The sequence below is a fragment of the Roseibium album genome (genome assembly GCF_965233825.1).
Lineage (GTDB): Bacteria > Pseudomonadota > Alphaproteobacteria > Rhizobiales > Stappiaceae > Roseibium > Roseibium album.
Genome location: NZ_OZ247583.1, coordinates 3670091 through 3688161 on the forward strand (window position 1 = coordinate 3670091; position 18071 = coordinate 3688161).

At 57.1% G+C, this 18071-nt stretch carries 18 protein-coding genes; 11 read left to right on the forward strand and 7 right to left on the reverse strand.

Annotated elements, in window-relative coordinates:
- Positions 1-11 precede the first annotated feature (11 nt).
- Complete coding sequence (locus ACO6TI_RS16705) at positions 12-1136, forward strand: Gfo/Idh/MocA family protein (protein WP_422382929.1); 1125 nt, start codon at positions 12-14, stop codon at positions 1134-1136.
- A 751-nt stretch (positions 1137-1887) separates the two neighbouring features.
- Positions 1888-4569: an SH3 domain-containing protein gene (locus ACO6TI_RS16710; RefSeq protein ID WP_104704596.1), complete on the forward strand. Its 2682-nt coding sequence runs from the start codon at positions 1888-1890 to the stop codon at positions 4567-4569.
- 55 nt (positions 4570-4624) lie between these two features.
- Here ACO6TI_RS16710 and ACO6TI_RS16715 read toward each other — a convergent pair whose 3' ends face one another.
- Positions 4625-5086: an Lrp/AsnC family transcriptional regulator gene (locus tag ACO6TI_RS16715; protein ID WP_055112482.1), complete on the reverse strand. Its 462-nt coding sequence runs from the start codon at positions 5084-5086 to the stop codon at positions 4625-4627.
- 104 nt (positions 5087-5190) lie between these two features.
- Between ACO6TI_RS16715 and ACO6TI_RS16720 the strand changes: the two genes are divergently transcribed.
- Positions 5191-6657: an aminotransferase class V-fold PLP-dependent enzyme gene (locus ACO6TI_RS16720; protein ID WP_422382930.1), complete on the forward strand. Its 1467-nt coding sequence runs from the start codon at positions 5191-5193 to the stop codon at positions 6655-6657.
- A gap of 14 nt (positions 6658-6671) precedes the next feature.
- Positions 6672-7460 carry a class II glutamine amidotransferase gene (locus ACO6TI_RS16725; protein ID WP_055112486.1) on the forward strand — a complete coding sequence of 263 codons (789 nt, stop codon included), beginning with the start codon at positions 6672-6674 and terminating at the stop codon, positions 7458-7460.
- 13 nt (positions 7461-7473) lie between these two features.
- Here ACO6TI_RS16725 and ACO6TI_RS16730 read toward each other — a convergent pair whose 3' ends face one another.
- The 6 genes from ACO6TI_RS16730 to ACO6TI_RS16755 form a co-directional block, all read right to left on the reverse strand.
- Positions 7474-7839 carry an STAS/SEC14 domain-containing protein gene (locus ACO6TI_RS16730; protein ID WP_055112487.1) on the reverse strand — a complete coding sequence of 122 codons (366 nt, stop codon included), beginning with the start codon at positions 7837-7839 and terminating at the stop codon, positions 7474-7476.
- A gap of 140 nt (positions 7840-7979) precedes the next feature.
- Complete coding sequence (locus ACO6TI_RS16735) at positions 7980-8600, reverse strand: HD domain-containing protein (protein WP_055404373.1); 621 nt, start codon at positions 8598-8600, stop codon at positions 7980-7982.
- 49 nt (positions 8601-8649) lie between these two features.
- Complete coding sequence (locus tag ACO6TI_RS16740) at positions 8650-9222, reverse strand: helix-turn-helix domain-containing protein (protein WP_055112489.1); 573 nt, start codon at positions 9220-9222, stop codon at positions 8650-8652.
- Between the two features lie 50 nt (positions 9223-9272).
- Positions 9273-9683, reverse strand: a complete 411-nt coding sequence (locus tag ACO6TI_RS16745) for a VOC family protein (RefSeq protein WP_422382931.1) — start codon at positions 9681-9683, stop codon at positions 9273-9275.
- Positions 9680-10117 carry a GFA family protein gene (locus ACO6TI_RS16750; RefSeq protein ID WP_055112492.1) on the reverse strand — a complete coding sequence of 146 codons (438 nt, stop codon included), beginning with the start codon at positions 10115-10117 and terminating at the stop codon, positions 9680-9682. Before ACO6TI_RS16750 ends, ACO6TI_RS16745 begins: the two co-directional genes overlap by 4 nt.
- A 78-nt stretch (positions 10118-10195) precedes the next feature.
- A complete protein-coding gene (locus ACO6TI_RS16755) occupies positions 10196-10822 on the reverse strand; it encodes a DapH/DapD/GlmU-related protein (protein WP_055112494.1) in 627 nt (208 codons plus the stop codon).
- Positions 10823-11219: 397 nt separating this feature from the next.
- Between ACO6TI_RS16755 and phnC the strand changes: the two genes are divergently transcribed.
- From phnC to parA, 7 genes are all read left to right on the forward strand, one after another.
- Positions 11220-12053 carry a phosphonate ABC transporter ATP-binding protein gene (gene phnC / locus ACO6TI_RS16760; RefSeq protein ID WP_055112496.1) on the forward strand — a complete coding sequence of 278 codons (834 nt, stop codon included), beginning with the start codon at positions 11220-11222 and terminating at the stop codon, positions 12051-12053.
- A gap of 54 nt (positions 12054-12107) precedes the next feature.
- Entirely contained in the window at positions 12108-13025 is a 918-nt protein-coding gene (gene phnD, locus ACO6TI_RS16765; RefSeq protein WP_029065201.1) for a phosphonate ABC transporter substrate-binding protein, read from the forward strand.
- A gap of 76 nt (positions 13026-13101) precedes the next feature.
- Positions 13102-13950 carry a phosphonate ABC transporter, permease protein PhnE gene (gene phnE, locus ACO6TI_RS16770; protein WP_055112500.1) on the forward strand — a complete coding sequence of 283 codons (849 nt, stop codon included), beginning with the start codon at positions 13102-13104 and terminating at the stop codon, positions 13948-13950.
- Positions 13951-13961: 11 nt separating this feature from the next.
- Positions 13962-15299, forward strand: a complete 1338-nt coding sequence (phnE, locus tag ACO6TI_RS16775) for a phosphonate ABC transporter, permease protein PhnE (RefSeq protein ID WP_055112502.1) — start codon at positions 13962-13964, stop codon at positions 15297-15299.
- Positions 15300-15376: 77 nt separating this feature from the next.
- Positions 15377-15901 (forward strand): cysteine hydrolase family protein, encoded by a 525-nt coding sequence (locus ACO6TI_RS16780; RefSeq protein ID WP_055112504.1) that lies wholly within the window; start codon positions 15377-15379, stop codon positions 15899-15901.
- Positions 15902-16048: 147 nt separating this feature from the next.
- On the forward strand, positions 16049-17248 hold the full coding sequence (locus ACO6TI_RS16785; protein WP_422382932.1) for a lytic murein transglycosylase: 1200 nt from the start codon (positions 16049-16051) through the stop codon (positions 17246-17248).
- Between the two features lie 140 nt (positions 17249-17388).
- Positions 17389-18030, forward strand: a complete 642-nt coding sequence (parA, locus tag ACO6TI_RS16790; protein WP_422382933.1) for a ParA family partition ATPase — start codon at positions 17389-17391, stop codon at positions 18028-18030.
- Positions 18031-18071: the final 41 nt, after the last annotated feature.

Here is an 18071-nt window from a genome sequence, read left to right on the forward strand (position 1 = left end):
AGGAGACATAAATGCCTGCGAAGGTAAGATACGGTGTGATCGGATGTGGAATGATGGGGCAGGAGCATCTGCGCAATATCGCTCTGCTGCCAGACACCGAAGTCACGGTCATTTTTGAACCGGACACGCATATGGCTGAAGCGGCAGCGGAAATCGCACCGGCTGCAAATTTCGTGGGTTCGGTCTCCGAATTGCTGGACGTAGATGAGTTGGACTGCATCCTTATTGCCAGTCCGAACCATTGCCATGTTCCGCAAATGCAGGAAATCCGTCAGAAAAGGCCTTTGACCTTGCTCGTGGAAAAGCCGCTCTTTACCGATCCCAGGGAGCAGGCCGAACTGGAGACATTCAAGGCAACATATCCGGCACCGATATGGGTGGCGATGGAGTATCGCTATATGCCCGCGATTGCGGCACTGATCGCCAGGACCGGGGAAGTCACGGGCGGCATCAAGATGCTGACCATCCGCGAGCACAGGTTCCCGTTTCTGGACAAGGTGGGCGCCTGGAACAGGTTCAATCGGTATTCAGGCGGCACTTTTGTTGAAAAATGCTGCCATTTCTTCGATCTGATGCGTCTGATCATGAAGTCGGAACCTGTCCGCGTGATGGCGTCAGCGGGTCAGGATGCCAATCACAAGGATGAAGTATATGACGGCGAGCGGCCGGACATACTCGACAATGGTTTCGTGATTGTCGATTTCGAGAACGGATCCCGTGCGCTGCTGGATCTTTGCATGTTCGCGGAAGGTGCCAAATATCAGGAAGAGGTTGTCGCGGTCGGTCCGGAAGGCAAGATCGAGGCCTTTGTGCCCGGACCTGGCCGGTTCTGGCCCGAGGACCTCGGAGATCCTCCAGTCGCACAGCTGGTCGTGTCGCCCCGTAGTCCGAAAGGTCCGCGCAGTCTGGATATTCCGGTCGATCCGGCACTTCTGGACGCCGGTGATCACAACGGCTCGACCTACTATCAGCATGAGCGCTTCCTGGCACTGGTGCGCGGCGAAATTGAAACGCCCGAAGTCAGTCTGGAAGATGGCAGACGCGCTGTTGAAATGGGGCTCGCGGCCCAACAATCCGCGCGCTCTGGGCAGGCCGTGATCTTGTCCTCTCCCGGTCTTTCCTCGGTTGCCTGCTGATCCGGCGTTTTTAGCAGAAAGACGATTGCCGACTTCGCGGGAGACCAAATCCTTGCAATCCTGTTACCGGTGCGGCTGATGCCGCCCCGGCCTTTTTCCTACCAGCGATCCACCGGTCGGACGATCTGAGGTGCATTGGTGCTGAAGCCGTCGCGTCCCCGGCGCAAATTGTATTTTTTTATCGCGACCTGGTAATTCCGACCGCTGTGCGACTTTCGGCATTGCTTCGTCCTCAGCGCAATGTTGTTGGGCACGCCGCTGTGGTCTTGCACGAGCACGCAGAAGACGTCGTAGCGTCCGTTTATTGCGATGTTTCGCCGGGCTCCCTGGGCAACAACTACCTGACGATGGCGGCTGAAATTCGAATCGAAAAGCAGGAAATTACAGTATTTCGAGCTACCGTTCGGCGTGCGCGTGCTTTCGCAGTGAAAAACTTCCGCCGACGCGGAAGACGGCACAAAGAGGGCTGCAAACAGGGCAAAACCTGCACCGCTCAAGCAAACTCTCATCGCGCGACTAAGTGGAAACATTGTCAAAACCTCCGGGCCTTACAGCTCTACAAAATCTGTGTCATGGTGCTGTGAGGACAGAACTAACGCGGCGTCGTTTTCCATGCCTGTGACGCTGGGCACACTGAAAATGTGCGGCGCAAGTTCGTGCTCCGGTTGTTGGGTTGCAAAATCTGGCCATGTGGTCAAAGGGCGCAGCTGGTGTTGTAAACAAATGCATTTTCCGCCTTTGGGAGGGCCTGATGCGCAAGACTATTTCCGTGATTTTGTCTTCAGCATTGATCATTCAAACCGTATTCGTGAACGGCGCGTTCGCCGCACCAGCGGTGACGACGGCAAATGTGAATTTCCGGCAGGGACCTGGAACCGGCTTTGGGTCGCTCGGGACCGTGCCGAACGGATCCCAGGTTGAACTGGAGAACTGCGACGACACCGGGGCCTGGTGCTCCGTGAGTTTCAATGGTCAAAACGGTTTTATCAGCGGTCAGTATCTTCAACTGTCTGAAGCGGAGCAGACGACGGGATGGCCGCGGTCTTTTGAAACCGACGGCGGTGCGACCCTGATCCTCTACCAGCCGCAATTTACCGAGTGGGACAACTTCAAGACGCTCAAGGCGCTGATTGCCGCCGAATATGTCAAGGACAAGGAAGCTCAGCCGGTATTTGGCGTGATCGGTGTCAGCGGGAGCACGCTCGCCGATCCGGCACAGGGTGAAGTCGAGGTCAGCGACATACAGGTCACGCAGCTGGATTTCTCTTCACTCGACAGGACCTCCCTGACGGATCTGACGCTTCAGGTCGGAAAGATCATGCCGACGGGAACGATTACCGTGAAAGAGGACAGGATCACGGCCGGTCTGGCGGAATACAAGCGCATGGAAGACGTGAAGGGATTGAATGCGGAAGCACCGCCCATATTCATATCGACCGAGCCTGCTATCCTGGTTCAGACCGAGGGTGCGCCCATCATGGCACCGGTCAAGGGTGATCAGGGGCTGAGTTTCGTCGTCAATACCAACTGGGACATACTCAAGATTGACGAAACCGAGGAATTTTACCTGCGAGACGAGAAGTCCTGGCTGAAGACCAAGGATGTTTCCGCCGGCTGGGAAATCGTGTCCGAATTACCGGACCTGATCACGAAACTTCCCGATGACGACAACTGGTCGGAAACCCGTGCAGCCATTCCGCCGCAGGCGTTTGCAGACAACACGGCGCCCAAGGTGATCTATTCCGACAAACCGGCCGAGATGATTGTTTTTGAAGGGGAGCCGAAACTGGAACCGGTCGAAGGTACCGATCTCGAATGGGCATCGAACACGGACAGCGACGTGTTTTTCCTGAAAACAACTTCGACCTGGTACATTCTGGTTTCGGGACGCTGGTTCAAATCGGCTTCACTGGACGGGCCCTGGGAATTCACGACACCTGACATGCCGTCCGATTTCCAGAATATTCCCGAAAATGCGCCCTACTACTCGGTTCGGTCTTCCATTCCGGGAACATCTGAAGCCTCGCAGGCGCGCTTAAAGGCGAGCATTCCGACGACGGCACGCGTGGAAGTCGGTTCTGTCAGTGCAGATATTGCGTATGCAGGAGACCCGGAATTCCAGTCGATCGACGGCACATCCATGTCTTATGCGGTCAACACCAATGACCAGGTCATCCAGGTCGGCGCCAAGTACTATGTTCTTCAGGACGGTGTCTGGTTCGTGGGCGACAGCCCGGAAGGACCCTTTGTTGTCGCGACCGCCGTTCCGGATGAGATCTACACCATCCCGCCGTCTTCACCGGTCTACAACGTGACGTATGTCCGGGTTTACGAGAGTGAACCGAATGCCGTCTGGTACGGCTACACGATGGGATACCTGACCGGTTTCCTTGCCTGGGGCGTCTTTGTCTACGGCACGGGCTGGTATTACCGGCCGTGGTACCGTCCGGGTTACCGGCCGATCTATTTCCGGCGCCCGGTTACCTACGGCATCGGAGCTTTCTACAACCCTGTTCGCGGCGTCTACGGCCGCTACGGATATGCCTACGGACCCCGGCGCGGCATCGCGGGTGGCGGCATCTACAATCCCCGCACCGGTGGATACATCCGCGGAGCGGCTATCAGCGGTCCGCGCGGCAGCGCCGGCTTCATCACCGCCTATAATCCCCGCACCGGCAACCGGATCGTCGCCGGTGGCGCGCGCGGTATCTATGGCTCCTGGGGGGGAGCGGTGGTGTCCGGACCACAATGGTCGCGCACGCGGGATATACAGGCAGGAGCCGCCAAGAGGTGGAAAGAAGACGGCAATCTCGGCCGCGTCGGCAGTCTCGACCGCAGGGGTGACGTATTTGCAGGGCGTGACGGGTCGGTCTACCGGCGTGATGGCGAGAACTGGCAGAAGTTCGAAGGCGGGCGCTGGGGTGAAGTTGCTGCGCCGTCGAGGGAGAACATTCAAAACCGTCTGGGAGATGTTGGTGCCGGCGCGGCAATTGGAGCCGGCGCCGGAGCAGCGATTGCCAACCGTCCGGCAGGCGATCGCCTGCAGAACCGGCCGAATGCCGGGCAGGGCAATTTGCAGCGCCCGCAAAATCGCCCGGCAGGCCAGCGCCCCAATGTGAACCGTCCGGCGGGCGAACGTCCGACCAACTTGCCGGCTGCGCAACGGCCGAATGCACAAAAACCGGCACAAAGGCCAGCTGCGCAGCGCCCGAATACGCAAAGACCGGCGACACGTCCAGCCAAGCAGACAAGACAGGCGCCGGCGCACCTGAACAGGGACCGGAAGGCCCGGACCTCCGGAAACCGGCAGGTCAACCGTCAGCGGAATGTCCAGCGAAACCGTCCACAGCAGGCCCGGCCACAACAGGCACGGCCGAATCGTGGCGGCGGCGGCGGCGGGCAGCGCAGGGGTGGTGGTCACCGCAGGCGTTAAGGTCGTGCGGTGTCAGGCAATGTGACAGAGGTGCCAACACCACTTCACCGCTTCGCTAAATCGGCAGATCGCGGGCGTCCGCGATCGCCTCCATGGTCATGTAGGAGGTGACTGTGTCCAGATCGACTTTTTCGATCAGCCGCTGATAAACGCGATCAAAGGCATTCATGTCCTCGGCCACGACTTTCAGCATGTAGTCGTAATCGCCAGCAATCCGGTAAAAATCTATTACGTTGGGAATGGCCGAGACTTCCTTCCGGAATGTCGCGAGCCAGTCCTTGGAGTGATGTCTTGTTCGGATCATGACAAAGACGGTGAGGTTGAGACCAAGGCGTGCCGGGTCCAGCCTGATCGTGTGTCCCTCAATCAATCCACCTTCGTAAAGTGTCTTGAGCCGCCGCCAGCAGGCATTTTGGGAAAGGCCGACAGTTTCTGCCAATTCGCGTTGCGACAAACGTGCATCCCGTTGAAGCGCACGCAGCAGTGATCTGTCTATTTGATCGAGATTTTCTTTCATTTTCGATCAAATGACACAAAAACATGAAAAAATCAAAAGTATCAGGTGAAGAATACCAATCATGATTGGTCATATGATCTCCGGATAGGATCCTGGAGAGACAAATGACACAAAAAACCGGAACGGCGATTGATCAATTCAACAGGTCACTTGATTGCCCTGACCTGTTAGAGCGCCTGAGGGCCGGTCTGATCGGGGAAGGGACAAACGTGTCCGGTCCCATGGGTGAACACGAGATGATCTACGCCGATTACGTGGCTTCGGGCAGGGCCCTGCGTCAGATCGAGGATTTTGTTCTGGAGAAAGTTCTTCCCGTCTATGCCAACAGCCATACCGAGGCCTCCTATTGCGGCAGTGCCATGACGCGGATGCGCGAAGCGGCGAGATCGGAGATCGCCCGTATCTGCGGCGCGGACGGAACATATGCCACGGTGTTTTGTGGTTCTGGTGCCACGGCAGGATTGAACCGGCTTGTTCATCTCCTTGGTGTCGATGCGGCGGCACGGCAGGGGAAAAATCCCCTCGTCGTCCTTGGACCCTACGAGCATCATTCCGACATTCTGCCCTGGCGTGAAAGTGGCGCGGAAGTGATCGAGATAGGGGAGGCTGACACCGGTGGCCCGGACCTGGACGAACTGGAAATCGTCTTGCAAGCAGCGGGGGCGGAGAGGCTCACCGTCGGTGCGTTCTCGATGATGTCCAATGTGACGGGCATCGTGACCGACGATATTGCTGTGACGCGTCTCCTCAGGAAACATGGGGCCTTGAGCGTCTGGGACTGTGCCGGTTCCGGACCCTACCTTCCGATCGACATGCACGCTGGTTCGGATGCCCAAAAGGATGCAGTTGTCGTATCGCCTCACAAGTTCATCGGTGGTCCTGCCGCATCCGGTGTCATGATTGTGCGCAAGTCTGCCGTGAGAATGGATGCTCCGGTTTTTCCAGGTGGCGGAACGGTTCGATTTGTCTCGCCCTGGGGGCACGACTACACACCGGATATCGCGGCGCGCGAAGAGGCTGGAACACCGAACGTGATCGGTGACATACGTGCAGCGCTCGCATTTCTGGTGAAGGAAGCCATAGGTCAGGACGTCATGGACGCGCGCAACGCAGCGTGGCGCGAAAAAGCGCTGTCCAAGTGGCAGGAAAACCCTGCAATCGAGATCATGGGCAACCAGGGTGCCCGCCATATCCTGCCGGTTTTCTCCTTCAGGATGCGGGACCTTGAACGGGGCGGATACATTCACCAGCAGCTCGTGACACGCATGCTGTCGGACGCCTACGGTATCCAGGCGCGCGGCGGCTGCGCCTGCGCAGGACCTTACGCACACCGTCTGCTCGGTATTGAGCGCTCTGAGTCCGAAATTCTCCGGCAGGGGATCCTGTCCGGCGAGGAACTGAAGAAGCCCGGATGGACCCGGCTGAATTTTTCGGTTCTGCTCACCAGCGAAAAGGCGGATAAGATCATAACTGCGGTAGATCATCTGGCGCGTGCGCCATATCCGATCGCAGACCGTTATACTTGTGACGAAACCACCGCGCGGTTCAATGCCGCTCGCGATGCCGCATAACGAAAGTAGCTGATATGTGCCGCTGGGCAGCCTGGAGCGGAGCTCCGAGATATCTGGAAGAAGTCATCTGCGATCCGGAGCATTCCCTGATCGATCAGAGTCGCAATGCCTTGTCCTGCAAAACGGCAGTCAATGCCGATGGCTTCGGCGTCGCATGGTACGGAGATCGGGAGACACCATGCCTTTACAAGGACGTGCGGCCGGCCTGGTCGGACCCCAACCTCCTGCAGATCGCGCGGCATATCCGCTCAAGACATTTTCTGGCGCATGTGCGTGCCTCGACCGGGACGGCGACGACACGCGACAACTGTCATCCGTTTACACATGAGCGCTGGACGTTCATGCACAACGGTCAGGTCGGTGGATATGAAAAGGTTCGCCGCCGGCTGGACAATATGATCCCGGACGACCTTTACGGGCATCGCATGGGTGGCACGGACAGCGAATGCCTGTTTCTGGTCGCGCTGGCTTATGGTCTTAATTTGCATCCGCGGGCCGCCATGGCCAGGGCTGTTCGCGAGGCGGAAGCCCTGTCACGGTATTCGGGCGTTGCGCCTCACATGCGATTTGCATCGGCCTGGTCTGACGGAACAACGCTCTATGCAGCGCGCTACGCGTCGGACAAGTTTGCACCGACGCTCTATTACCGGCAATTTGAAGACGGCATCATGGTCGTTTCAGAGCCCCTGGACGAAGCGAGAAATTGCTGGGTTGAAGTCCCGCAGGGCCACATGATCAAGGTAAGTGACGGCGCAGTGGAAGTGGTAGCCTTCCTCAGCGAGGAAGAACTCGCACACGCGTGAGCTCAATTGGCGTTCAGCTTTCGATCCAGTGCCAGGCCGTTTCTATCTCGTCCCTGTCGAAGTGCTTTTCCTGGATACCGACCATCTTGGCGAATGTCGCGTCAATCGCGACAAGGGCTGCCATAAGCTTGCCATCAGCCACGATCCCAACCTTGTGAAGGTGTTTCATGTGAGTAAGCACCCACTTGATGTCCGACGCGGCTGCCTCGAAGGAAATGCCGACATGCTCGCCGAGGACTACCAGGATACTGATCTTGTCAAAGGCTTCGATCATCTCTTCGGCCTTTGCAATCAATTCCGTTTCCTGCTCGATATCGACTTTGCCGGAGATTTCGACGCCGAGAACCGGGCCATTGCTGCGGGGCAGGATCGTATACATGGGTGCATCCTCCGAAGTGAGCGGGCATTTCCGCTGCAGGAGGAAAATCCTAGTGCAATCCGGGAAAGGTGATCAAGCCTACCAGGCCGGTCCACACCCGGGGGTATGTGATTGCTTCGCCGAAAAGATGCGTTCCGGGTTCAGTCGGCACTTTTCCTTAACTCCGATAAAATCTGAAGCGTATTTTCGTCCACGATATCGCGGATTTGCCGCGTCAGGGGAAATACATCCGTGCGCTCGCGTCCGTATGTCAGGTTGAACTCATGAAATTCAACGCTTTGGGGCGGCATCAGGTGGTGCTGCTTAATGGTTTCCAGCTTGTCGAATGCCTTGGCAAGACGCGCCTCGAGCGTTTCAGCCTGAGCGTATTCGTCCCACAGGACAAGAAAATCTCGTGAAACGTCTGCTGGCAGGCTGGCGCAAAGCGTCTGAAAATCGGCTCTTTCCCGCTTCTCCCGATCATCGCCATCGCGTTGCAGCGGTGCCGGAACGTCCCCGGAAATTGCTTCACCGAGGTCGTGTATCAGGCACAGTTTCATTAGCCTCGACAAGTCGACTCCCGCAAGTTCCCTTTCAAACAGAAGAACCATGAGTGCAAGCCGCCAGCTATGTTCCGCCGTGCTTTCCGGACGGCCCTGGCGCGTTGAGCCGGACCGCAGTGTGTCTTTCAACCTTTCTGCCTCCTGGAGAAAGGTCAGGAGTCCGGTCAGTCGTTGAGGCTGCATGGCCGCAGCTGGCATCTCGGGATCTGATAGCGACATGGTGTCGATGATAACGTTCCCGCTGCAGCTTTTCGACAGTCTGAATAATTTATGCAGGTGCCTTTGGCTCATCCCGTACGAGGCGCGCAAATCGTCCGTCTGACAGGGCAAGTCGCGAAATCCGGATATCGCTTTCCGGTATTGTCAGTTCGGTGAATTCCGCGCGTTCCGTGCGGTAGACAATGTCGACGCCGCAGGGTTCGAACCAGCCTTTGTCCTCCAACTGGTGCTCGATACGGCGAATGCTCTCGGAAGCAAATTGCCATAAGGGCCTGTCCATCAGCTCCGAGACAGGCACGTGCCAAAGCCGCACGCGTTTCGGTGACGCGGCAAGAAGCCGGTGAGTCAGGTCGCAGACAAGGTGCACAGGCGTCGAGGCCTGCGTGACAAGGTCCAGAAGAGCACGATCTGACGCGGTTTCCGGACGAGCACGCAATAGACGCGTGATTTTCCGCCGGGCGCGGTCGTCGGGCTCGGACCGTCCACTTTCCCAACGTGAAATCCTGCTTTGGGAAACGCCCAGGTCTTCCGCAAGTGCATGCTGCTTGACCCGGTTGAGCACGCGCCACCTTCTGAGTGAAGGGCCCAGGCTCGATTGAAGAACGGCTGTATCAATAGTCATGCTTCGATTGTAGCGCCAAATGCCGCGCAGGGGGAGGCGGCAGCTCGCATTCAGGTTGACTTGAATGCCCTGCTGGACACCTGAACCGAGTTGCCGTCAGGATCCTTTGCATTTGCAAATTCATATCCGTCTGCCTGGTGAATGGAACCGAACTTCAATCCCTTGTTCGAGGCACTTTCATGAAAGGCTGCAACGTTCTCCACATCGAACACAAGCTTGACCGCAGCCTGGCCGAGCTTTTGCGCTTTGCCTGCCTTGTGAAGCAGCAAGTGCGCACCGCCATTTTCCGGCACCAGTTCGGTCAACCGGTCGGTTGGTGTCCTGATGGCTTTGAAACCAAAGAAGAATGCATAGAACGAGGTACTGATATCCACGTCTCGTACGTAAAGGATGATGCGATGGAGACTGGCGGCAATCGGGGTCTCGACACACCGCGAACCGGTCTGCTCTGCTTCGTTCATTTTTTGAGTTCGCCTTGTGTGAAGGCGATCGAGGGATCGGAAGAATGCTCGACATTCTCGCCCGGAACCGTGACCCACTGATGCTTGCGGTGCTCATATACCGAAAAACGCGGACTTGGAAAATCCGGATCGGCAAACGCTCCGACCGGGATAGCCGTCACGCCTGGCCAGCCTTCGATCACAAAGGCGAGGGTCGACCCGCAGGTGGGGCAAAAGCGATAAGTGGCCGTGTGCCCGCTGTCGCAATCCCGTTGCCATTCTGAAAACTTGCCCGAAAGCGTGACATGCTCGTCCGGCCATCGTGCCTGAACGGCAAACACGCTGCCGGTCCGTTTCTGGCATTCAAGACAATGGCAGGCGGAGATGCGTACCGGTTCGCCTTCACACACGGCGCTCAGCTGTCCGCATCTGCACGATGCCGTTCGTTTCACCATCTATCGCCTCCAACGCGTTTCGACCTGCAGCAAAGCACTCGAGCTGGATGCGTTCAATAGGGGTGTTGTCGAAGACACCTATCGATATTTTTCAATAAAGGCATCGATCGGCAAGTTGCGGAAATCCGGCAAACGTTCGCGTAGTTGCTCATGGCTCCAGTCCCACCATGAAATCTCCATCAAAGCGTCTTCCTGATTTTCGGTGAAACGGCGCTTGATCGGTTTGGCGGCCACACCGCCAACCACCGTATATGGGGGAACGTCCCGCGCGACCACCGCACCTGCAGCCACGATGGCACCCGTTCCGATGGTGACGCCGGCAAGCACGGTGACGTTGTGACCAATCCAGACGTCGTTTCCGATGGTCACCCAGTCGTCCTTGCGCCACTGAAAGAACTCGGCGTCGTCATCACCAAGACCATAGGCGGCCGCCCGGTAGGTGAAATGGTGTTGGGAAGCGCGCCAGGTCGCATGGTTTCCGGGATTGAGCCGCACGCGACGTGCAATCGAGCAGAACTTGCCGATGCTTGTCCAGATGACGTCGCCGTCCTGTACGATGTAGGAGTAGTCGTCCATCCGGCTCTCACGCATGTCGGTTCGCGCGCCGACCTCCGTCCAGATGCCGAGTTCGCAATTCATGATGTTGGCGTCCCGGTGAACATTCGGGCTTTCCGTGAGCGAGGGTTTTTGCGTGGGTGCGGACATCGGACCTCCTTCAAGTGCTGACCTTCCAGGCGAGTGCCTTTTAGCGAGCACAGAGTCTGTGTGCGTGAAGCTTTCATGACGTTGTCATGACGGCAGCCGCTAATTTTGCCTGTTGAACATCGTGGAAAACCACAAAAATCGGACAATCCCGTAAACAGCATCTCGAAATCAGGCCGAACCGTTCAGCGCTCATGAGCTGTAAATCGATCGCGCTAAGGATCGGTAAGAACGTATTGAATTCACTTAACCGGCAAAGCCGGAACAAGGATCGAAAGATCCATGTCATTGAACTGACGTAAATTCTTAGCCTCACTGTCAAGAACTCGTCATCTTTCTGTAATCGACGGATGGCTCATGTCGCCCAGCGTTATCAATCGAAAAAGAACAGGGCTGGCGCGTGATTCAGTTTCAGAATGTCACCAAGACTTTCGGGTCTCGGACTGCGGTCAACAAGGTCAGTTTTAATATCGACGAACCGCAGATGGTCGGCATAATCGGTCGGTCGGGTGCCGGTAAATCGACACTGCTGCGAATGATCAATCGGCTCACACCTGCGACTTCAGGAAAAATCCTGTTCGAGGGACGTGACATACTTCGCCTTCGAGGCGCGATGATGCGCCGTTGGCAGCGCGATTGCGCCATGGTCTTCCAGCAGTTCAATCTTGTTCCCCGCCTTGACGTCGCGACCAACGTGATGCTGGGCCGGCTGAATGGCCACGGCACGTTGAAGAGCCTTTTCAATATCTTCGGCGAAGCGGATGTCGCGGATGCGCTCCAGGCTCTCGATCGCCTCGGTATTGTGCAGGAGGCAACGAAACGTGCCGAAGAATTGTCCGGTGGGCAACAGCAACGGGTAGCGATTGCCCGCGCGCTGATGCAAGGCCCCCACATGATCCTTGCAGATGAGCCGATAGCCTCTCTCGATCCCATGAATGCGAAAATCGTCATGGACGCGCTTCGGCAAATTCATGAGCGCGACAACAAGGTTGTCATCTGCAACCTGCATACGCTCGACACGGCGCGTTCCTATTGCGATCGGGTGATCGGCATGCGTGACGGTTTCATCGTTTTTGATGGGAAGCCGGAAGAACTCACGACTACCGCTGCTCGTGAAATTTACGGCGCGGACGAAAGCTTCAACGAGGCCGCCACTTCCACAGCCATTGATGCCGGAAATACCGGCACAAGAGAATCCGTCGGTGCGATGACCCCGGCGGCAGCGGCAGGTTAATCCGCCTGCGCACAGATAAACGTCATCAGTTTCAGATCCCGGGGAGTGTCCCAAATGAAAATCGTTTCCAAAATTGCTGCGCTTGCTGCTGTCAGCATGATCGCTCTGAACGCTTCAGTTGCTGGAGCAGAAGAAATCACGGAATTCCGCATCGGTATTCTGGGTGGTGAAAACGCTTCTGACCGCCTGCGTGCTTACGAATGCCTGGAACAAAAAACCGCTGACCTGCTTGGTGTTCCGGTCAAACTGTTCGCACCAGCCGACTATAATGGTGTGATCGAAGGTCTGCTCGGCGGCAATCTCGACATGGCTTGGCTCGGCGCTTCCGGCTATGCGAAGGTCTTCATTACCGATCCGGAAGCTGTGGATCCGGTTCTGGTCAAGGTGAACGTGGATGGCGGCTACGGCTACTATTCCATCGGCTTTGCGCGCAACGACAGCGAGATCAACTCGTTGGATGACATGAAGGGCAAGGTCTTCGGCTTCGGCGATCCGAACTCGACTTCAGGCTACCTGATCCCCTCCATCGCCATTCCGCAGGAAGGCTACTCCATGTCTGCCGGCGAATATTTCGGCGACGTGGTCTTCACCGGTGGCCATGAGCAGACCATTGTTGCTGTTTCCAACGGCGATATCGACGCCGGCGTGACCTGGGCTGACGGCCTCGGCGAGTGGGAAGACGGCTACAACTCCGGTGCCCTGCGCAAGGCCTCTGATGCCGGTCTTGTCGACATGACCGAACTGCGCAAGATCTGGCAATCCCCGGTGATTCCGGAAGGCCCGATTGTTCTTTCCAAGAAGCTGCCGGAAGACGTCAAGATCAAGATGACCGGCCTTGTCGCGTCCTTGAATTCCATCGATCCGGATTGCGCCTACAACATCGCTGCCGGCGAGACCAAGGGTTTCATGCCGATCACTCACGAGGCTTACGTCAACATTGTTGAAGCCCGTAAGGCGAAAAACAAAAACTGATCGGTTCGTCCGAACCGGAACGCGGGCCGCATTTCGGCCCGCGTTTTCTTGCGATCTGCTTCAAAGGACATTGGTAATGGCTGTTGCCGCTCTCGAACAGGAAATCCTGTCCATGCGCAAACGCCGTCAGCTCTATTCTCTCATGGGAATTTTGCTGGTAGCGGCGGTGCTGGTTTCCGGATACTCGAAATCAAACGAGATGAATTCCGGAGGATTCCTGCAAGGCCTTTCCAAGTTCTTTGACTATCCGGGCGAAATCGTTGTGGAAGCGTGGCAGGCCGGGCCTGCCTTCTTCGGCCTGATCATTCAGTACGTACCTGCGATGCTGGAGACGCTGAATATTGCCGGGGTTGCGACCCTTCTGGGTGGCGCCATGGCGGTTATTCTGGCGATGGCGTCCACCCGCAACGTCGACAGCTGGGGCCCGCTCATCCCGGTCGTCCGGCGCATGATGGACATTATGCGGGCCTTTCCGGAACTGATCATTGCCCTTTTCCTGATCTTCGTTCTCGGATCCAGCCCGGTTCCGGCAATGATCGCAGTTGCCTTCCACACAGCGGGGGCACTCGGCAAACTGTTTTCCGAGGTCAATGAAAACATCGACCGAAAGCCGATAGAAGGCCTGTCTGCCTGCGGCGCCAGCTGGCTTCAGCGGATCCGGTTTGCGGTCATGCCGCAGGTCGCGCCGAACTATCTCAGCTATTTCCTGTTGCGGCTTGAAATCAACGTCCGCGCGTCTGCCATTCTGGGGTTTGTCGGTGCCGGCGGTATCGGCCAGGAACTGCGCCGGACAATCGGCTGGGGCAAGGGGGCAGGCGACGAAACAGCAGCAATCTTCGTGCTTTTGTTTCTCACCATCATGCTGATTGACCAGGTTTCTTCCTTCCTGCGCGGCAAGCTTGTCGGCGCCAGTCGCGCTCATTGAGGAGAACTGAGATGGCAATCGACACACTCAATGAGCCGGTCTTCAATCGGGATATGGTCTTCAGGAATGTACGTCGCAGAGCCTGGATCACGGTCGGTGCACCGTTGGCGATCCTAGCATATCTGACCTACACCTGGTTTGCCTTCAATGTGCCGAACCTGCTTGCCAAGGCACAGCCCGAGCGCGCGGCGATCCTTGCGACCGATTCCGTCGCCTACAAGGTTCACGTGACCAAGTTTCTGCGCCGCGACATCATGGAAGTCGCCATTGAAGGGGAACGTCGCGCAACCTATTCACAGGAAGACTTGCCCGAATGGGTTGAAGTCGACGGCACCGACGCCGTGATCGATCTTGGCGAGGGCTACGGGGTCACTATCGCCGGCAAGGTGATGGAATTTACCGTTCCTGACTATGGTACGATCAAGGTCACGGCGACCAACAGTGGTGTCGAGACCGAGCTTCCCGCCGGTCCGGTACCCGACTGGCTGAAGGACAACCCGAAAAAGCTCGATGCCAGACCCACGCTGGATCGCCGCGTGCAGGTTACGCGGACCAAAATTGAAGTGCATAACTATTTCGGGGGCTGGGAGAATTTCTGGTTTCCGTTTCACTCCGAACTCCACGGCATGTCCTTCAGCCAGCTTTGGGCAATAGCGCTCTCCAATGAGCGCCTGGATCCGAACAGGTCCAACATGTCGCTTATCATGCATGATTTTCTGGAAAATCCGGACTGGCAGCATGGCGAGGTCTTTGTGGCCCTCTTCGAGACGATCATGATGGCTGTGCTCGGCACGATCACCGCAGCCCTGTTCGGCCTGCCCCTGGCCTTTCTTGCCGCCCGGAATTTCACGCCGTCCAGGTTCTTGCGCTTCGGAACGCGCCGACTGTTCGACTTCCTGCGCGGCATCGACATGCTGATCTGGTCCTTGATCTTCATTCGTGCCTTCGGTCTCGGTCCGCTTACCGGCGCACTCGCGATTGCCTTCACCGATACCGGTTCCCTCGGCAAGCTTTTTTCCGAAGCGCTGGAAAACATAGACAACAAGCAGGTCGAAGGTGTCAGGGCAACCGGCGCCAGCCAGATCCAGAGATACCGCTTTGGCGTGATCCCGCAGATCCTGCCGGTCTTCGTTTCCCAGGTGCTCTACTACCTTGAATCGAATACACGCTCGGCCACCGTGATCGGTGCCCTCGGGGCCGGGGGGATCGGCCTGATGCTGGTCGAGACCATGAAGACCTCGCGTGACTGGGAAAACACCAGTTACATCATCATTCTGACAATCGTCGTCGTGATCGTGATGGACCAGACCTCAAGCTGGCTGCGCCGCAAGCTGATTGAAGGAAGATAAGCCGCGAAAACAGAAAAGCGCGGCAGTTGCGCTTTTTTGCCCCCTATGGTCCGCTTGACCTGCAGGAGGCAAAAACCATGCTGGATCACATCGGATTGCTGATTGTTGACGTCCAAAGGGGCTTTGTTGCACCCGGGACGTCGCATATCCCTCGCATTGTAGAGAAGGTGCAGAACGACTATCGCCATGTCGCGGCATCGAGGTTCTTGAACAACGTCAACTCGCCTCATCGCTGCTTTCTGGGTTGGAACCGTTTCCTGCCAGGCACAAATGAAACGGAACTTGCATTCAAGCCGTCACGAGAAGCTTTCGTTTTTGACAAGCCACAATACTCGGCCGTCTCGTTTGAACTTTTGCGGTGGGTTCATCTCAACAGTCTCTCGGAAGTTCATCTTTGCGGTATCGATACGGAAATCTGTGTGCTGACGTCTGCCACGGCACTCTTTGAAGTCTCCCTCAAACCCGTCGTGCTGGAATGGGCCTGCGCATCAGGAGGTGGGCCCGATGGGCACGCGGCAGGACTTGTGGCATTGCGCCGTCTGATCGGGAAAGACAATGTCTGGGCCGATCAGTCCGGCACCAGTTTTTTCGATGGATCATGACCGCTGCGGTGCGCTGGATTTTCCCTGATTGCGGCGACAGGCAGCCGTTGTATGTGGTTAAGTTCTCTCAGAACCCTTTTTCGCCGCATTTCCGTCGTGCCATGGTCACGACGATCGGCGGATGATTCAACGCACGTGGAGGGGCTGATGCAGCAAGGCGGCTGGAAGAAACTTATTGCAGTGGTTCTCGGATCCGGGATTTTTGCCGGGTCGATGACCGGCGCAGCGTTCGCCATTGAAAGCTGTGTTTCGGCGCTCAAAAAGCAGGCCGTTTCCGCCGGGGTTCGACCTGAAATCGCGGAGCGGATGCTCAAGGGGGCTTCCTTCGACGAAAAGGTCATCCGGTTTTCGACATCCCAGCCGGAATACAAGACTGAAATCTGGGACTACATGGCCTTCCTTGTCGACGCCGAACGTATCAAGGACGGCAAAAAGAACCTGAAAAAACACCGCAAGACCCTGACCGACATCGAAAAACGCTACGGCGTCGATCGTCATATCGTTCTTGCTGTCTGGGGAATTGAGAGCGACTTCGGTCAGTTCAAGGGGGATTTCTATACACCCCATGCTCTCGCGAACCTGGTTTGCGCGGGGAAGCGCCGCCAGAAATATTTCCGCGGCGAATTGATCAAGACCTTGCAGATTGCGTCGCGCGGTGACGTACCGGCCAGTGACTTCCAGGGGTCCTGGGCTGGTGCCTTCGGGCAGACGCAGTTCATGCCCAGCACCTACAACAGTCTTGCTGTTGATTTCGACGGCGACGGACGCAAGGATCTTGTCAATTCCGTCCCCGACGCCTTGGCTTCGACGGCAAATTTCCTGAAAAATGCCGGTTGGCGCGACAGCCGCGCATGGGGTTATGAGGTCAAGGTTCCCGCTGGATACTCAGGCCCTGCCGGTCTCAAGAAACGGGCGTCCCTGTCAACCTGGGGTCAACGGGGCTTGAAGAAGATCGATGGCGGAAACATCTCCGGCAAGACCGAGGCCGCACTGATCCGCCCGGCCGGTGCGAACGGACCGGGTTTTCTGGTAACGCGGAATTTCAACGCGCTTCGCTCCTATAATGCATCGACCTCCTACGGCCTGGCGATTGCGCTCCTGTCCGAACTCGTGTCGGATGGCGATCCTTTCAAGACACCGTGGCCGACAGACAATCCGGGTCTTTCCAGGGTGCAGCGGCTGGAATTGCAGAAGCTCCTCAACAGGAATGGCTTCAATGTAGGCGAACCGGACGGCAAGGTCGGGCCGCTTACGCGGGCCGGGATCAGAAAGGCCGAAGCCAAATATGGGCTGCCTGTTACCGGGCGACCGTCCTGGAATGTCTATAATTCTCTAGGTGGCAAGTAAGGACGCAGGACCGGCATTCTTTGCTTGCAAAACAGGTCGGTCTTTGCAATCGACAGGGGAATATTTCGTATTGCAGCATTGTTTTGTTGCGCTGCGAAAAATGGCATCGCAATATACCGGTTGTTTCCAGGAGGATTGCGATGTCCGGTCGAATATTGACTGTAGCCCAACAAAAGGGCGGGTCAGGGAAAACAACTCTGGCGGCACATCTGGCGGTTGCCCTTGCCGGTCGATCAGGCGAGCCCGTCGCGATTCTGGACGTTGACCCTCAAGGCTCCCTTGGTACCTGGTTCGAGGCACGTGAAGAAAATCTGGGAGAGGCCGGCACCGGCCTTGAGTTCCGGACGGCATCGGGGTGGGGCGCGCGGCGTGAAGCCCGATCCTTGGCAAGATCACATGGTTATGTCGTTGTTGATACGGCACCGAAAACCGATACAGATGCCAAACCGGCTATAGACGCGGCGGACTTTGTCATTGTGCCAGTCCAGCCGACACCTGTGGATCTTTGGGCGACCTCTCAGACAATCGATCTCGCTGCGCGCGAGAGTACACCGGCTTTGCTGGTGTTGAACCGTGTTCCACCGCGCGCATCACTCACCGGTGAAATGGCCGATGCGATCGCTGCGTCAGGCTATGATGCGTTGAATTCCCGCCTGGGCAACAGGACCGTTTTTGCCTCGGCGATGGGCAAGGGGCTTGCCGTTACCGAAGAAGCACCTTCAAGCAAAGCCGCTCAGGAAATCGTGTTGCTCATTGATGAACTGGTCGGCCGGATTGACTGATCGATCCCTTCGAGGTCGAAACGGGCAAATTTTTGTCTTGT

What these genes read in the sequence shown, in the direction of transcription:
- ACO6TI_RS16705 (WP_422382929.1), top strand. Translation starts at nt 12, where the DNA reads ATGCCTGCGAAGGTAAGATACGGTGTGATCGGATGTGGAATGATGGGG.
- ACO6TI_RS16710 (WP_104704596.1), top strand. Translation starts at nt 1,888, where the DNA reads ATGCGCAAGACTATTTCCGTGATTTTGTCTTCAGCATTGATCATTCAA.
- ACO6TI_RS16715 (WP_055112482.1), bottom strand. Translation starts at nt 5,086, where the DNA reads ATGAAAGAAAATCTCGATCAAATAGACAGATCACTGCTGCGTGCGCTT.
- ACO6TI_RS16720 (WP_422382930.1), top strand. Translation starts at nt 5,191, where the DNA reads ATGACACAAAAAACCGGAACGGCGATTGATCAATTCAACAGGTCACTT.
- ACO6TI_RS16725 (WP_055112486.1), top strand. Translation starts at nt 6,672, where the DNA reads ATGTGCCGCTGGGCAGCCTGGAGCGGAGCTCCGAGATATCTGGAAGAA.
- ACO6TI_RS16730 (WP_055112487.1), bottom strand. Translation starts at nt 7,839, where the DNA reads ATGTATACGATCCTGCCCCGCAGCAATGGCCCGGTTCTCGGCGTCGAA.
- ACO6TI_RS16735 (WP_055404373.1), bottom strand. Translation starts at nt 8,600, where the DNA reads ATGTCGCTATCAGATCCCGAGATGCCAGCTGCGGCCATGCAGCCTCAA.
- ACO6TI_RS16740 (WP_055112489.1), bottom strand. Translation starts at nt 9,222, where the DNA reads ATGACTATTGATACAGCCGTTCTTCAATCGAGCCTGGGCCCTTCACTC.
- ACO6TI_RS16745 (WP_422382931.1), bottom strand. Translation starts at nt 9,683, where the DNA reads ATGAACGAAGCAGAGCAGACCGGTTCGCGGTGTGTCGAGACCCCGATT.
- ACO6TI_RS16750 (WP_055112492.1), bottom strand. Translation starts at nt 10,117, where the DNA reads ATGGTGAAACGAACGGCATCGTGCAGATGCGGACAGCTGAGCGCCGTG.
- ACO6TI_RS16755 (WP_055112494.1), bottom strand. Translation starts at nt 10,822, where the DNA reads ATGTCCGCACCCACGCAAAAACCCTCGCTCACGGAAAGCCCGAATGTT.
- phnD (WP_029065201.1), top strand. Translation starts at nt 12,108, where the DNA reads ATGAAAATCGTTTCCAAAATTGCTGCGCTTGCTGCTGTCAGCATGATC.
- phnE (WP_055112500.1), top strand. Translation starts at nt 13,102, where the DNA reads ATGGCTGTTGCCGCTCTCGAACAGGAAATCCTGTCCATGCGCAAACGC.
- phnE (WP_055112502.1), top strand. Translation starts at nt 13,962, where the DNA reads ATGGCAATCGACACACTCAATGAGCCGGTCTTCAATCGGGATATGGTC.
- ACO6TI_RS16780 (WP_055112504.1), top strand. Translation starts at nt 15,377, where the DNA reads ATGCTGGATCACATCGGATTGCTGATTGTTGACGTCCAAAGGGGCTTT.
- ACO6TI_RS16785 (WP_422382932.1), top strand. Translation starts at nt 16,049, where the DNA reads ATGCAGCAAGGCGGCTGGAAGAAACTTATTGCAGTGGTTCTCGGATCC.
- parA (WP_422382933.1), top strand. Translation starts at nt 17,389, where the DNA reads ATGTCCGGTCGAATATTGACTGTAGCCCAACAAAAGGGCGGGTCAGGG.